Here is a 14,655-nt window from a genome sequence, read left to right as displayed (position 1 = left end):
AGCAAACTCATCAATTGCTCGAGCAGGTTGGAGGCGGTGTTGTAGGTATTGGCCAGCTGCTTGGTGGCAAAGCCGGCCTGCAGGTAGCTGGCGAGGTAGCCGCTGTATTTGCTGTTGAGCTGGGGTTCCAGCTGCAGCGACTTGACGGTCTCCAGGCCCACCACATATTCAGTCAGGAAGGCCTGGTTGCGCGCCCCCATCTGGAATTGCTCTTGCAGCCGCGCCTGGAACAGGGGCGCGACGACCAGGCTCAGGCCGACGATGACGGCCAGGATGGCCAGCACGATCAGCGTCAGGGTGACGCTGTAATAAAACATGATGGCGACGAAGATCAGCAGGAAGGGGAAGTCCAGGATCAGCGTGACGGCGGCGCTGGCGATGAACTCGCGAATGGTTTCCACGCCGTGCAGGCGCGCGGCAATGACGCCGGTGGGGCGGTGCTGGAAGTACAGCGGCGGCAGCTTGAACAAACGCTCGAACACCGAAGAGCCGAGCACCGCATCGACCCGGTTGCCGGTGTGCAGCACCAGGTACTGGCGCAGCCACGACAGGGCCGCGGAGAAGGTCATGAAGACCAGCATGCCGATGGCGATGACGATGAGCGTGCTTTCGGTGCGGTGCACCACCACCTTGTCGATGATGGCCTGGGTGAACAGCGGCGTGGCCAGCGCGATGAGCTGGATGACGAGGGAGGCCAGCAGCACCTCCTGCCAGAGTTTTTTGTGCTTGAGCAGCTCGGGCACAAACCAGCTGAAGCCGAACTTGCGCGATTCACGGGCCTGGGCTTCGCTGTCGGGATCAACAGCCGGGTCGGCCTGCGGCGTGACGCGGGTGACGTGGCCGCTGTAGCGCAGGCTGAACTCCGCCAGGGGCAGCGTGCGCGGGGTCGCGTCGCCGGCTTCGACCAGCAGCACGTTGCTGGCGTCGGCTTGCAGGATCAGCGCCGGCGCCGCCTGCACTGCGGCTTGTTCCTGACCTTGATCCTGTTGCTGCCCGTCGGCCGGCGTTGCGGCGGCCGCGGCTTTTGGCGCAAGCCAGGCAATCAGCGGGAAGGTTTCCTTGTGCAGCTTCTCGGCCTTCACCTTGCGGTGAAGCGCATCAAAGCCATAGGCCTGCATCGCGCCCAGCAAAGACTGGGTGGTATAGGGCGCCGCCAATTGCTGGCGCGCCAGCGCGTCCGAGAACGGCTTGCGATGCAGTGCGCAGACCCCCTGCAATGCCCAGAAAAAGGCATCTCCCGAAATTTCTTTTTGGTCCATCATCCCGACTTCATCCCTTATGGGACGTTTGTTTATTCTGGAATCATCTTTGCGCACCGTCCCCTGTCGATACGCTGCCTGACCAAGCCCGCGTGATGTCAAAACACTTGGCGAACATCTCGCTTTGTTCAAATCAGTTTAGATTTAAAAACAAGAAAGAGCAGTCAATTTTTTTGAGGTGTTGCTTTTGCGAAGCAATTTTTCCCATTGGAGAAATGGCATTTTTAGGCTTGGTCTTTTCGCATGAAACCATTTGCCTTACTGCCTCCTCCAAACAGTGGAGATGAAAAATGATGTGAATCAAGCCTGCAGAAAATTCGGCTTCTGAAAACACAAATCTGAATGGATAAAAAGGTATTGGTGGAAAACCCTGATCACAACAGCGGCGTCATCACGCCGCAATAATGGTGTCATCACGGAGACACCCAACATGGCACACGTACTGGCAAAACTCACGGGCGCACCACTGGCCGCGGTCAAACAGCAACTGGAGCATGACGCGGCAGAACATGCGGAACAAGGCATGTACCTTGAGCACCTTTGGCAGAACGCCGGGAACCCTGAGGAGGTGCTTTTTCTGTTCCAGGTGAAAGACCTGGAACATTGCCGGCAACGCATGCGCGAAACGCACGCCAGGGCTCGCGCGGAAAATCCCGAAATGCCCCTGCCCGAGATGACTTTCCTCGATGGGTTTTAAATCAAGGTCGCCTTGGCCACTGAATACCTTTGCCTGATATGACACAGCGCCCCGTCAATATTCACCATCGTTACCACGCCCATATTTATTTCGGGCCCGGCACCGTCGAGCAGGCGCGCGCGCTGGCAAACCGGGCCGGTGAGCTGTTCAAGGTCAGTGTGGGCCGTGTGCATGAGCGCGAAGTCGGGCCGCACCCGCGGTGGAGTTGCCAGCTGTCGTTCGACAGCGCGGAGTTCGACCGCCTGATTCCCTGGCTGGAGAGCGAACGCAAGGGCCTGGATGTGTTTGTGCACGGGCTCACGGGCGACGACCTGGCGGACCACACCACGCATGCCTCGTGGCTGGGCGAGCCCGCGGAACTGAAGCTGGAAATGTTCAGGCGCTGAGCTTGCGCCTTGGCCGCATCAGGGACTGGACGGCTGGCGAAAGCGCCCGGGCGCGAACAGCGCAGGCGCCGACTCCACCCGGAGGTACAGCACCCGGCCCGCCAGTAATGACAGCGCAAACGCCAGCAGCATGCCCAGCGCGTTCGTGGCAAGCTGCGTGGGCCAGAAGTGGCTGATGAGCGCATTGACCAGCAGGCACACGGGGAAGTGGATCAGGAACACCGAGTAGGACATTTTCCCCAGCTGTACCAGCCGGCGTTGTTGCAGCCATTGCAACGGTCGGGCGTCCGGCTGAAGCCCCGCCAGCCATACCAATCCGAAAGCGGTCACCAAGGCCACCACCAGCCGGCCCCTGAAGTCGAGTGCCAGGGCCAGCGCGCCCAGCACCGCCATGGCGGCCAGCCAGAACACGCGGCGCGCACCCACGGCGCGTGATGCCCAGAAGGCCAGCATGCCGAGCGCGTAGGAGCCGAAGAAATACAGCGCGGTGACGTCAAAGGACAGGCGCCGGTTGAACACCAGCAGGGACAGCAGCGCGAGCAGCAGCACGGCCGCAGCGCCCATAGATACCGCCTTCGGCGTATTTGATTGGCGCTCCTTCGCGGCGGCAAACACCAACACCGCCAGCACATACAGCTGGAAGTCGATGGCCACATACCAGACGCCGGCCGACAGCGCCTCTTGCCCCAGCACATCCTGCAGCAGCAGCACATGGGCCAGCAATTGAAGGACGCCGGGCGCGGCGGGCACGGAGGAATGGTCGAACCAGGGCCGGACCAGCGCCGCCACCAGCACGCTGACGGCAAGCGCCACCAGGTAGGGTTTCACGAGCCGCGCATAACGGCGCAAGACCAGGTGGCCGGGCGCCTCGAACACGGCCACGCCCTGCGGCGCCAGTGAAGCGGCGGCCAGGAAGCCGCCGACGACCAGGAAGAGCTGCACCGCCATGCGGGCGTAGTCATACAGCCAGTTGACCAGGCCGGGGGCGGAGGCATACACCACGTCCGACATCGGCCCGTAAAAAGCCAGGTGGTGCCAGACGATCAGCACGCAAGCCAGGCCTTTGAGGGCGTCAATGCCCGGAAGGCGCTGGGGTGTCGTCATACGGCCGTGCAAGCGTTCAGGCGCAGAGCCGCTGGCGCGCTTCGTGGTATTCTCGCTTGAGCTGCTCGACAAAGTCCGCGGCGGGCTGCACCTTGCTGACGCTGCCTATGCCCTGGCCGCAGCCCCAGATGTCTTTCCAGGCCTTGGACTTGCTGCCTTCGCCGCCGCCGAAGTTCATGGTCTTGACGTCGCCCTCGGGCAGGTTCTCCGGGTCCATGCCGGCCGCGCGTATCGAGGGCGCAAGGTAGTTGCCGTGCACGCCGGTAAAAAGGCTGCTGTAGACGATGTCGTCGGAGTTGCCGTCGACGATGGCCTGTTTGTAGTCGTCGGCCGCGCGGGCTTCGTCGGTGGCGATGAAGGCCGAGCCTATGTAGGCAAAGTCGGCGCCCATGGCCTGCGCGGCCAGCACGGCGCCGCCGGTGGAGATGGCGCCCGACAGCGCCAGCGGGCCGTCGAACCACTGGCGGATTTCCTGGATCAGCGCGAAGGGGCTTTTGACGCCGGCGTGGCCGCCCGCGCCGGCAGCTACCGCCACCAGGCCGTCGGCGCCTTTTTCAATCGCCTTGCGCGCGAACTTGTTGTTGATGATGTCATGCAGCACCACGCCGCCGTAGCTGTGCGCCGCCGCGTTGATGTCTTCGCGCGCGCCCAGGCTGGTGATGTAGATGGGCACCTTGTATTTCACGCACAGCGCCATGTCGTGCTCCAGCCTGTCGTTGGACTTGTGCACGATCTGGTTGATGGCAAAGGGCGCTGCGGGCTTATCGGGGTTGGCCTTGTTGTGGGCGGCCAGCGCCTCGGTGATCTCGGCAAGCCACTCGTCGAGCTGCGACGCGGGCCGCGCATTGAGCGCGGGCATGGCGCCGACCACGCCGGCCTTGCACTGCGCGATGACCAGCTTGGGGTTGCTGATGATAAAGAGCGGCGAGCCGATGATGGGCAGCGGCAAGTTGCTCAATGCGCCGGGCAGTCTGGACATGGTGGCTCCGAAGTTCAGGGATTCAGGAAAATGCGCTGCCCGCGCGGGCAGCTGCAGGTGCGAGGCGGTGCCGCCTCAGAACGCGTCCAGCGCCAGCGCGGTCACGCTGTCGGCGCCTTCGACGATGCTGTCGCGCAGGCCCGGGGCTTTGGTCAGCAGGTGGTCGGCGTAAAAACGCGCGGTGGTGATCTTGGCCTGCATGAAGGCCGTGTCTACGCCCTGCGCGATCTGCTCTTGCGCGACCAGCAGCGAACGCGCCATCTGCCAGCCGGCGACGACGTTGCCCGCGAGCATGAGGTAAGGCACGCTGCCGGCGAAGACGGCGTTGGGGCTGGCTTTGGTGTTGCCGGCGACAAAGTCGACCACGTCGATGAAAGCTTCACGCGCGGCCTTCAGGCGTTTGGCCACGGCCAGGGCGTCGGCGCTGCCCTGCTTCACGAGTTCTTTTTCGGTTCCTTCAATCTGGCCGGCAATCGCCCTGGCCGTCTGGCCGCCATCGCGCGAGGTCTTGCGGCCAATCAGGTCGTTGGCCTGGATGGCGGTGGTGCCTTCGTAAATCGTCAAAATCTTCGCATCACGGTAATACTGGGCCGCGCCGGTTTCCTCGATGAAACCCATGCCGCCGTGCACCTGCACGCCCAGCGAGGTGACTTCCAGGCTCATCTCGGTGCTGTAGCCCTTGACCAGCGGCACCATGAATTCATAAAAGGCCTGGTTCTGCTTGCGCACGTCCGCATCGGGGTGGTGGTGCGTCGCGTCGTAAGCCGCGGCGGCCACGGAAGCCATGGCGCGGCAGCCTTCGGTGTAGGCGCGCATGGTCATCAGCATGCGCTTGACGTCGGGGTGGTGGATGATGGGCGCGCTGGCCTTGATGGAGCCGTCGACGGGCCGGCTCTGCACGCGGTCTTTGGAAAACGCCACGGCCTTCTGGTAGGCGCGCTCGGCAATCGCGATACCCTGCATGCCGACGGCGTAGCGCGCCGAGTTCATCATGATGAACATGTATTCAAGGCCGCGATTTTCCTCGCCGACGATGTAGCCCACGGCGCCGCCGTGGTCGCCGTACTGCAGCACGGCGGTGGGCGAGGCCTTGATGCCCATCTTGTGCTCGATGCTCACGCAGTGCACGTCGTTGCGCGCGCCCAGGGCGCCGTCCTTGCCGACCATGAACTTGGGCACGACAAAGAGGCTGATGCCCTTGACGCCTTCGGGCGCGCCTGTCACGCGGGCCAGCACCAGGTGCACGATGTTCTCGGCCATGTCGTGCTCACCGTAGGTGATGAAGATCTTGGTGCCGAAGACCTTGTAGCTGCCGTCGGGCTGCGGCTCCGCACGGCTGCGCACCATGGCGAGGTCCGAGCCGGCCTGCGGCTCGGTCAGGTTCATGGTGCCCGTCCACTGGCCGCTCACGAGTTTTTCGAGGTAGACGGCCTTGAGCTCGTCGGAGCCGGCCGTCAGCAGCGCTTCGATCGCGCCGTCGCTGAGCAGCGGGCACAACGCAAAACTCATGTTGGCCGAGTTGAGCATTTCACCGCAGGCCGCGCCTATGGTCTTGGGCAGGCCCTGGCCGCCGAAATCAGCCGGGTGCTGCAGGCCTTGCCAGCCGCCTTCGACGTATTGTTTGAAGGCTTCCTTGAAGCCGGGCGTGGTGGTGACTTCGCCATTCTTCCAGCTGGAAGGATTGATGTCGCCCTCGCGGTTCAGCGGCGCCAGCACACCCTCGTTGAACTTGGCGCATTCCTCAAGCACGGCCTGCGCGGTGTCGAAGCCGGCTTCCTCGAAGCCCGGGATCTTTGCGATCTGTTCGATGTTGGCTAGGTGCTGGATGTCAAACAGCATGTCCTTGAGGGGGGCGGTGTAGCTCATTTTTTGTCTCCGGATTTCTCTTGCTTCTCCCCCGCTGGGGGGAGCTTGGGATGGGGGCCTGCGGCCGTGGCAAAAGCGCTTGCTCCACCGCCGCCGGCCCCCACCCCTGCCCTCCCCCAGTGGGGGGAGGGAGTTAACTCACTAACAGGTCACAAAGCCGCGACCAGCTCGGGCACGGCCACGAACAGGTCGGCTTCCAGGCCGTAGTCGGCCACGCTGAAGATAGGCGCCTCGGGGTCTTTGTTGATCGCCACGATGACCTTGCTGTCCTTCATGCCGGCCAGGTGCTGGATCGCGCCGGAAATGCCGGCAGCGATGTAGAGCTGCGGTGCGACGATCTTGCCGGTCTGGCCCACCTGCCAGTCGTTGGGGGCGTAGCCCGCATCGACGGCGGCGCGCGAGGCGCCCAGGGCCGCGCCCAGCTTGTCGGCCAGCGGCGTCAGCACTTCATTGAACTTCTCGCTGGAGCCCATGGCCCGGCCGCCCGAGACGATGATCTTGGCGGCGGTCAGTTCGGGGCGGTCGCTCTTGGCAATTTCAGAACCCAGGAAGGTCGACTTGCCGCTGTCGGCCACGCCCGCAGGGGTTTCAATCGTGGCGGAGCCACCGGTGGCAGCCGCCGCGTCAAAGCCGGTGGTGCGCACCGTGATGACTTTGGTCGCGTCCAGGCTTTGCACGATGGCGATGGCGTTGCCGGCGTAGATGGGGCGCTCGAAGGTATCGGCGGCATCGACCTTGGTGATGTCGGAGATCTGGCCCACGTCCAGCGTCGCGGCCACGCGGGGGGCGATGTTCTTGCCCGAAGCGGTGGCGGGAAACAGGATGTGCGAATAGGCGGAAGCGATGGCCAGCACCTGCGCGGCCATGTTCTCGGCCAGGCCGTGTGCGAAATGCTCGCCTTCGACGTGGATGACTTTGGCCACGCCGGCAATCGCGGCGGCGGCCTTGGCGGCGGCTTCGGCGCCCTTGCCGGCCACCAGCACATGCACGTCGCCGCCGCACTGGGCGGCAGCCGTCACGGTGTTGAGGGTGGCGGGCTTGATGGAGTTGTTGTCGTGTTCAGCGATTACAAGTGCGGTCATTTCAATCAACTCCTTAGATAACTTTGGCTTCGTTCTTGAGCTTGTCCACCAGGGCGGCCACGTCGGCCACCTTGATGCCGGCGCTGCGCTTGGGCGGCTCGCTGACCTTCAGGGTCTTGATGCGCGGCTTGACGTCGACACCGAGCTCTTCCGGCTTGATGTTGTCGAGTTGCTTTTTCTTGGCCTTCATGATGTTGGGCAAGGTGACGTAGCGCGGCTCGTTGAGGCGCAGGTCGGTCGTGATGATGGCCGGTAGCGTGAGCGAGAGGGTTTCCAGGCCGCCGTCGACTTCGCGCGTGACCTTGGCGGTGCCGCCTTCGACTTCGACCTTGGAGGCAAAGGTGGCCTGCGGCCAGCCCAGCAGCGCGGCCAGCATCTGGCCGGTCTGGTTACAGTCGTCGTCGATGGCCTGCTTGCCGAGGATGACGAGTTGGGGTTGCTCTTTGTCGACCAGCGCCTTGAGCAGCTTGGCGACGGCCAGCGGCTGCAGTTCTTCGGCGGTTTCGACCAGGATGGCGCGGTCTGCGCCAATGGCCATGGCGGTGCGCAGGGTTTCCTGGCACTGCAGCACGCCGCAGCTGACGGCGATGACTTCGGTCACCACGCCCTTTTCCTTCAGGCGGGTCGCCTCTTCGACGGCGATCTCGTCAAACGGGTTCATGCTCATCTTGACGTTGGCGATGTCGACACCGGTGCCATCGGATTTGACGCGGACTTTGACGTTGTAGTCCACAACGCGTTTGACGGGAACCAAGACCTTCATGAGAGGACTCCAGAGTTGTTGATGGGACGTATTGATTGACGTTGACGTAAACGTAAGCTTTCCATTCTATGCTGCGGCATGCCGGGTGCGGGCTGCGCGCCGGCGGCCGGAGGGTATCCAGGGGTGCCAGGCAGAAAAAGAACGGTCGTTCTATTTTTCATTATAGAGGGCGAACCAGAGAGAATTAGAGCATCCTGCCCAACCCCTGTCCTGAAGGTGTCTTTCGGGCCTTCACCGGCCCTTCCGTGCGGCGCTCAGGAAGGTCTGGCGTCCCCATCACCGTCGCTGGCCACCGTGACGCGGGTATGCACCACACGCTGCGGATAGGGAATGTCGATGTTGTTCGCGCGCAGGGACTCCAGGATGCGCAGGTTGACGCGCGAGCGCAGGTTTTGCTGGCCGTTCTCGGGGTCGGCCATCCAGTAATTGAGGGTGAACTCCAGCCCGTCGGCGCCGAAGTTGGTCAGGTTGGCGCCGGGGGCCGGGTCGCGTAGCACGCGGTCCTGCGTGAGCGCGGCTTCAATGAGCAGGCGCATGACCAGTTCCACGTCGCTGTCATAACCCACCGACACCACGGTGGACTGCAGCACCTGCGGGTCGCTGAGCGACAGGTTTTCGACGCGGCTGCTGATGAACATCTCGTTGGGCACGATGGATTCCCGCCCCGAAGGCGCGCGCACCACGGTGTAGCGCGCGTTGATGTCGGTGATGCGGCCCTCGAAGGTGTCCACGCGCACGTTGTCGCCTATACGCACGCTGCGCTCGGCCAGCATCACAAAACCGCTGACGTAACTGGCGGCCAGTTTCTGCAAGCCGAAGCCCACGCCGACGCCGATCGCGCCGCCCAGCACCGACAGGGCCGTGAGGTCTATGCCCACCGACGACAGCGCGATCAGGAGGCCGACGAACATCAGGACGGCGCGCACCGCATTGCTGACGGCCTTGCGCAGCGACAGCTCGTTGCCTGTGGCCGAGCGCAGCAGGCGCGCCTCGATGGCCGAGGAAATCCACAGCGTGATCAGCAGCACGACGCCGGCCGTCACCGCGCCTTCAAGCATGGTGCGCACCGACAGGGTGCTGTTGCCTATCTTCCACTTGATGTCGTCGAGTTCGTCCAGCACCACGGGCAGCAGGCCGCTGACCCACAGCACCATGGCGATCCAGGCCAACCAGGAGATGGTGCGCTCCAGCGCCCGCACCAGCGGCGCATCCTTGAAGGCCACCTGCAGCACCTTGACGCCCAGGCGTATCACGGCCAGCGACACGAGCACGGGAATCGCCACCTTGAAGACCGCCGTCGGGAACAGGCGCGCCAGCAAGGCATGCGCCGCGTAGGCCAGGAACAGCCACAACAAGGGAAACAACACGCCGTCGATCACGCGCCGGCCGAACAGGATGGAGGTGTCGTCGACGGCCATGCGCGCACGGCCCGCCACACGCACCACCAGCCAGGCCAGCAGCGCGCAGGCGATCAGCGCGGCGAGTTCCGTCAGCGAACTGGGCTGGGCCAGCGCGGCGAACCAGCCGTCCAGGGTCTCGATACGGACGGGGGGGCGGGTCGTCAGGGCGCCGGCGCTGGCCATTGGGGTTTCCTTTTTTCGATGAAGGCCTGCACGCCTTCCTGGGCGACGGCATGGGCCATGTTGCGGGCCATGGACTGGCCCGCGAGCTGGTAGGCGGCCTCGATGCCGGTTTCACGTTGCTGGTAAAAAAGCGCCTTGCCCATGGCCAGCGCTTCGCGCGGTTTGGACAACAGCGACTGCAGCAGTTTTTCGACCTCGGCGTCCAGCGCCTCGAGCGGCACGACACGATTCACCAGCCCGCGCACGCGCGCCTCGTCGGCCGTGATGAAATCGCCCGTCAGCAGCATCTCCATGGCCTGCTTGGCCGGCATGTTGCGCACCAGCGGCACGCTGGGCGTGGCGCAAAAGAGGCCCACGTCTATGCCGTTGACGCCGAAGCTGGCATTCGAGGCCGCCACCGCCAGGTCGCACTGCGCCACCAGCTGGCAGCCGGCCGCGGTGGCCAGGCCTTGCACGCGCGCGATCACCGGCACCGGCAGCTTCTGGATGCCGAGCATCATGCGCGTGCACTGGGCGAAGAGCTTCTGGTAATAGGCCAGCTCGGGCTGGGCGCGCATCTCCTTGAGGTTGTGGCCCGCGCAAAAGGCCTTGCCTTCGGCGGCGATGACCACCGCGCGCGCCGCGCCGTCGGCCGCAACCGCTTCCAGCGCGGCCTGCAGCGCGGCCAGCACCTCCTCGCCGAGGGTGTTGAAGCTGGCGGCGCGGTTCAATACCAGGCGGTGCACGCCGCGCGCGTCCTGCGTATGCAGCACGGGGGCCGAAAGGTCAGCGGATGCGGCGCTCATGAAAAAAACCTCCTACAGGTCGGCCAGCACGCGGATGTGGGCTTCCACGCTGCGTGCCAGCGCATTGAGGTTGTAGCCGCCTTCCAGCGACGAAACGATGCGGCCTTGCGAGTGGCGTTTGGCGACGTCCTTGATGCGCTGGGTGATCCAGGCGTAGTCCTGCTCGACCAGGCCCATCTGGCCCAGGTCGTCGTCGCGATGCGCGTCAAAACCGGCGCTGATGAAAATCATCTCGGGCCTGAATTCTTCCAGGCGCGGTATCCACATCATCTCGACCAGTTCGCGCACGTCCATGCCCTTGGTGTAGGCCGGCACCGGCAGGTTGAGCATGTTGCCGGCATGGCTTTCGGCGCCGCTGTAGGGGTAGAGCGGATGCTGGAAAAAACTCACCATCAGCACCCGGTCGTCGCCGGCCAGGATGTCTTCGGTGCCGTTGCCGTGGTGCACGTCGAAGTCGACGATGGCCACGCGCTTGAGGCCGTGGCGCTCCAGCGCATAACGCGCGGCGACGGCGATGTTGTTGAAAAAGCAAAAACCCATGGCCTTGTTGTGGCAGGCGTGGTGGCCGGGCGGGCGCACGGCGCAAAAGGCGTTTTCGAGCTCGCCCGAGAGCACGGCGTCGGTGGCGGCCAGCGTGGCGCCGGCGGCGCGAAGGGCGGCGTTCCAGGTGTGCACGTTCAGGGCCGTGTCGGGGTCGATCTGGGCATAGGCCGGGCCGCCCGCCTTGATGTCGTCGGCCAGGCGGTCGCTCAGGCCGCGCAGCGCGGCGACCATCATGCGGTCGTGCGCCAGCTCGACGTCGCCCAGGGCCGCCTGCGGCGCTTCGCGCGCGTCCAGCGCGTCCTTGACGCCTATGGCCAGCAGCCAGTCGTCGATGGCGTCGAGCCGCTCGGGGCATTCCGGGTGCCCGGCGCCCATCTCGTGTTTGCGGCAGTCGGGATGGCTGTAATAACCAGTCGCGTTCATCGGGAAATTTTTTACGAAAAATTACGGTATGGTTGACGCCATGAATGTCACAGAAAAACTTCAAGCGCTCCTGAATCAGCTTAACACGGTCATCGTCGGCAAGCCGTCCCAGGTGCAGGACTGCGTGGCCTGCCTGCTGGCCGGCGGCCACCTGCTGATCGAGGACGTCCCCGGCGTCGGCAAGACCACGCTGGCCCATGCGCTGTCGCGCTCCTTCGGCCTGCAGTTCTCGCGGGTGCAGTTCACCGCCGACCTGATGCCCAGCGACCTGTCGGGCGTGTCGATTTACGAGCGGCAGAAGGAAAGTTTTGTGTTCCACCCCGGGCCGGTGTTCGCCCAGGTGCTGCTGGCCGACGAAATCAACCGCGCCAGCCCCAAGACCCAGAGCGCGCTGCTCGAAGCCATGGAGGAAAAACAGGTCACCGTCGAAGGCGAAACCCGCCCCCTGCCCCTGCCCTTTTTTGTGATCGCCACGCAGAACCCGCATGACCAGCTGGGCACCTACGCCCTGCCCGAGTCGCAACTGGACCGTTTCCACATGCGCATTTCATTGGGCTACCCCGACCGCGCCGCCGAGCGCGAGCTGCTGCGCGGCGCCGACCGGCGCGAGATGGTCGAGCAGCTGCCCGCGCTGCTGGCGCCGCACGACCTGCTGGAGCTGCAGCAGATGGTGTCGCAGGTCCACGCGTCCGAACCGCTGCTCAACTACCTGCAGGACCTGGTCGCCGCGACCCGTTCGGGCCGCTGGTTCCTGCAGGGCCTGAGCCCGCGCGCCGGCATCGCCATCATGCGGGCCGCCAGGGCCCAGGCCTTTTTGAGCAAGCGCGACTACGTGGCGCCCGACGACATCGCCGCCGTGCTGCCGCAAACCGCCGCGCACCGGCTGATTCCCGTCAGCGACGCCGGGCGCGGCTCGGTCGAGCAGGTGCGGGCCATGCTCGATGCCGTGCCGCTGCCCTGATCGCGGGTTCCGCACCAAAACCGCTTCTTTTGTATGGCCGCGTTGATCTCCCTGCCCAACCCCCTGGCCCCCGTCCGCCGCCGCTTCCATGCCTGGTGGCAAAGCCGGCTGCCCTTCACCGACAGCGTGGCGCTGACCCAGCGCAACGTCTACATCCTGCCCACCCGCCCGGGCTGGATGATGGGCGTGACCCTGCTGGTGCTGCTGGTGGCCTCCATCAATTACCAGCTCAGCATGGGTTACCTGCTGACGTTTTTGCTGGCCGGCAGCGCGCTGGTCGGCATGCACGTGTGCCACGGGACGCTGCGCGGCCTGGCCATGAACCTGGTCGCGCCCCACGCCCACTATGTAGGCGCCACCGCCGCGTTTGAAGTCAAGCTCATGAACACCCGGCGCACGGTGCGCCACGGCATAGGCCTCAGCGTCCTCGACCCGCACGACGTGGACCCGCAAAAAGGCCGTGAACGGCACTGGGCCTGGACCGACGTGCCGGCCCAGGGCAGCAGCGTGGTGCAGGTGGCCTTCACGCCGCCAAGGCGCGGGCTGCACAGGCTGCCCACCCTGACCGCCGAAACGCGGTTCCCGCTGGGCACCTTCCGCGTCTGGACCCTCTGGCGGCCCGCGGCGCAAATCCTCGTCTACCCGGCACCCGAAGCGCATCCGCCGCCCCTGCCGCCCGGCGAACCCCGATCAGGCGGCGCCGCGGCAGCACTGCGCGCGCAAAACAGCGGCGAGTTCGACGGCGTGCGCGGCTACCGCCGCGGCGACCCGATGAAGCTGGTGGTCTGGAAGAAGGCCGCGAAAGACGACGGGCAAGGCAGCGGGCTGGTGGTGCGCGACACCCAGCAGGCCCAGCGGCACGAACTCTGGCTGGACTTTGCGCAGGCCGGCTCGGCTGGCGTCGAGCAGAAGCTTTCACGGCTCTGTGCCTGGGTTTTGATGGCTGACAAGCTCTCTCTTGATTACGGGTTGAGGTTGCCTTCTTTGGAGATCAAGCCCGCTAGTGGGGAGGCGCATCGGCGCTTGTGCCTGGAAGCGCTGGCGGTATGTTGAGAGTTTCTGTTTCTGCGTCTTCCCGACGGGGGTTGGTTCTGCTTGGTCCTGCTGGCCGGGGGTTGCCCGGCGGCAACTCACTTTCTTTTGCTTCGCCAAAAGAAAGTAAGCAAAGAAAAGGCGACCCTGGTTGCTGCGTCCCTTCGCTTCGCTACGGGCAACCTGCGGTGCTCGGTTCAGGCGGGGTCTCGCTAAACTCGCTTCGCTCAAACAACGCGATCCCTTATCCGCCTGAACCTCCGCTCCTCGGCGCATCCACAAGGGTGGGAGCGGGGAGAAGAAATACCAAACAGCCGAATACCAATACCGAGTACCTGAAGAAACAAGGACACGCCGTGGCGTGTCCTTGTTTGTATTGGATTGGTTTCTTTGTCTTTTTGTCCCCGCTCCTGATCCCGATTGCCCCTTGTGGATGCGCCGAGGAGCGCAGGGCCAGACGGATCAGGGCAAAAACTTGTTTGAGCCGAAGGCGAGTTGTTTTTGACCCCGGCTGGACCGAGCACCGCAGGTTGCCCGTAGCGAAGCGGAGGGACGCAGCAACCAGGGTCGCCTTTTCTTTGCTTACTTTCTTTTGGCGAAGCAAAAGAAAGTGAGTTGCCGCCGGGCAACCCCGGCCAGCAAGCCTAAGCAAAGGTCACAGGCGCGCAAAGCCGGCGCAAGACCCGGCTAAAGAAACCTCTCCAGCAACCGCCGCGACCCTCTATCCAGCGCCGTCATATCCCGAACACTGTACTGAACCCCCTGGCTACCAGCGATCAGCAGGCCGGTGCGAGCCAGGCGCCGTATATCCTCTTCACCCTTCAGGATGAAAGAAGTCTCCCCCCTATCAGTCTCAACAGTCCACACGCTGGGCGTACCAAAGCTCGAAACGCTTTTAAGCCGCGTGATCTCGGGCACAAAATCACGCAGCGCAAGTTCTTCCTCGATCAGCGCGCGCGCCGCCGGCGCCACGGCCTGCAGGCTGTCTATCCAGGCGACTTCGTGGCCTTCGGTGTTGACCAGGGAGATGCCTTCGTCGGGCGCGGCAATCGGGAAGGCGCGCACGGGCACCACGCCTGCGTGCGGCTGGCCGGCTGCGTCGGTGAACACCAGGCGGCCGGCGGCGTCGCGCGCCAGCGGCAGGGCCTGTCCGGCGGGGGTATTGGAAATGGAATCAGTCATATGCGCTCCG

General features: G+C 64.5%; 14 protein-coding genes. 4 read left to right on the top strand and 10 right to left on the bottom strand.

The features are described 5' to 3' along the window. On the bottom strand, nucleotides 1-1,259 hold a 1,259-nt coding region (locus ACLV8F_RS22065), incomplete at its 3' end, for an ABC transporter transmembrane domain-containing protein (RefSeq protein WP_411886342.1). A 430-nt stretch (nucleotides 1,260-1,689) separates the two neighbouring features. Between ACLV8F_RS22065 and ACLV8F_RS22060 the strand changes: the two genes are divergently transcribed. Continuing rightward, nucleotides 1,690-1,956 carry a hypothetical protein gene (locus tag ACLV8F_RS22060; protein WP_411886341.1) on the top strand — a complete coding sequence of 89 codons (267 nt, stop codon included), beginning with the start codon at nucleotides 1,690-1,692 and terminating at the stop codon, nucleotides 1,954-1,956. Nucleotides 1,957-1,994: 38 nt separating this feature from the next. Continuing rightward, nucleotides 1,995-2,342: a DOPA 4,5-dioxygenase family protein gene (locus tag ACLV8F_RS22055; RefSeq protein WP_411886340.1), complete on the top strand. Its 348-nt coding sequence runs from the start codon at nucleotides 1,995-1,997 to the stop codon at nucleotides 2,340-2,342. A gap of 18 nt (nucleotides 2,343-2,360) precedes the next feature. Here the strand turns inward: ACLV8F_RS22055 and ACLV8F_RS22050 are convergent, their stop codons facing one another. The 8 genes from ACLV8F_RS22050 to ACLV8F_RS22015 form a co-directional block, all read right to left on the bottom strand. Then, the gene (locus ACLV8F_RS22050) at nucleotides 2,361-3,446 is read right to left on the bottom strand and encodes an acyltransferase family protein (RefSeq protein ID WP_411886339.1); all 1,086 of its coding nucleotides are present in this window, start codon (nucleotides 3,444-3,446) and stop codon (nucleotides 2,361-2,363) included. Nucleotides 3,447-3,462: 16 nt separating this feature from the next. Further along, on the bottom strand, nucleotides 3,463-4,425 hold the full coding sequence (locus ACLV8F_RS22045; RefSeq protein WP_411886338.1) for an NAD(P)H-dependent flavin oxidoreductase: 963 nt from the start codon (nucleotides 4,423-4,425) through the stop codon (nucleotides 3,463-3,465). A 75-nt stretch (nucleotides 4,426-4,500) separates the two neighbouring features. Further along, the gene (locus tag ACLV8F_RS22040) at nucleotides 4,501-6,291 is read right to left on the bottom strand and encodes an acyl-CoA dehydrogenase (protein WP_411886337.1); all 1,791 of its coding nucleotides are present in this window, start codon (nucleotides 6,289-6,291) and stop codon (nucleotides 4,501-4,503) included. A 149-nt stretch (nucleotides 6,292-6,440) separates the two neighbouring features. Next, nucleotides 6,441-7,373, bottom strand: coding sequence for an electron transfer flavoprotein subunit alpha/FixB family protein (locus tag ACLV8F_RS22035; protein ID WP_411886336.1), 933 nt, complete (start codon nucleotides 7,371-7,373; stop codon nucleotides 6,441-6,443). A 13-nt stretch (nucleotides 7,374-7,386) separates the two neighbouring features. Next, a complete protein-coding gene (locus tag ACLV8F_RS22030; RefSeq protein ID WP_411886335.1) occupies nucleotides 7,387-8,136 on the bottom strand; it encodes an electron transfer flavoprotein subunit beta/FixA family protein in 750 nt (249 codons plus the stop codon). 254 nt (nucleotides 8,137-8,390) lie between these two features. Continuing rightward, a complete protein-coding gene (locus tag ACLV8F_RS22025) occupies nucleotides 8,391-9,719 on the bottom strand; it encodes a mechanosensitive ion channel family protein (RefSeq protein WP_411886334.1) in 1,329 nt (442 codons plus the stop codon). Then, nucleotides 9,698-10,504, bottom strand: coding sequence for an enoyl-CoA hydratase (locus tag ACLV8F_RS22020; RefSeq protein ID WP_411886333.1), 807 nt, complete (start codon nucleotides 10,502-10,504; stop codon nucleotides 9,698-9,700). Before ACLV8F_RS22020 ends, ACLV8F_RS22025 begins: the two co-directional genes overlap by 22 nt. Nucleotides 10,505-10,516: 12 nt before the next feature. Next, nucleotides 10,517-11,470, bottom strand: coding sequence for a histone deacetylase family protein (locus ACLV8F_RS22015; RefSeq protein ID WP_411886332.1), 954 nt, complete (start codon nucleotides 11,468-11,470; stop codon nucleotides 10,517-10,519). 40 nt (nucleotides 11,471-11,510) lie between these two features. Between ACLV8F_RS22015 and ACLV8F_RS22010 the strand changes: the two genes are divergently transcribed. Next, nucleotides 11,511-12,431 carry an AAA family ATPase gene (locus tag ACLV8F_RS22010; RefSeq protein ID WP_411886331.1) on the top strand — a complete coding sequence of 307 codons (921 nt, stop codon included), beginning with the start codon at nucleotides 11,511-11,513 and terminating at the stop codon, nucleotides 12,429-12,431. A 33-nt stretch (nucleotides 12,432-12,464) separates the two neighbouring features. Continuing rightward, on the top strand, nucleotides 12,465-13,484 hold the full coding sequence (locus tag ACLV8F_RS22005; protein WP_411886330.1) for a DUF58 domain-containing protein: 1,020 nt from the start codon (nucleotides 12,465-12,467) through the stop codon (nucleotides 13,482-13,484). A 666-nt stretch (nucleotides 13,485-14,150) separates the two neighbouring features. On the opposite strand, the gene ACLV8F_RS22000 is transcribed toward ACLV8F_RS22005, so the two are convergent. Continuing rightward, a complete protein-coding gene (locus ACLV8F_RS22000; RefSeq protein WP_411886329.1) occupies nucleotides 14,151-14,645 on the bottom strand; it encodes a DUF1854 domain-containing protein in 495 nt (164 codons plus the stop codon). Nucleotides 14,646-14,655: the final 10 nt, after the last annotated feature.

Source organism: Polaromonas sp. YR568 (assembly GCF_943369675.1).
Classification (GTDB): Bacteria; Pseudomonadota; Gammaproteobacteria; order Burkholderiales; family Burkholderiaceae_C; genus Polaromonas.
This window is presented reverse-complemented; position numbering and strand designations above follow the sequence as displayed.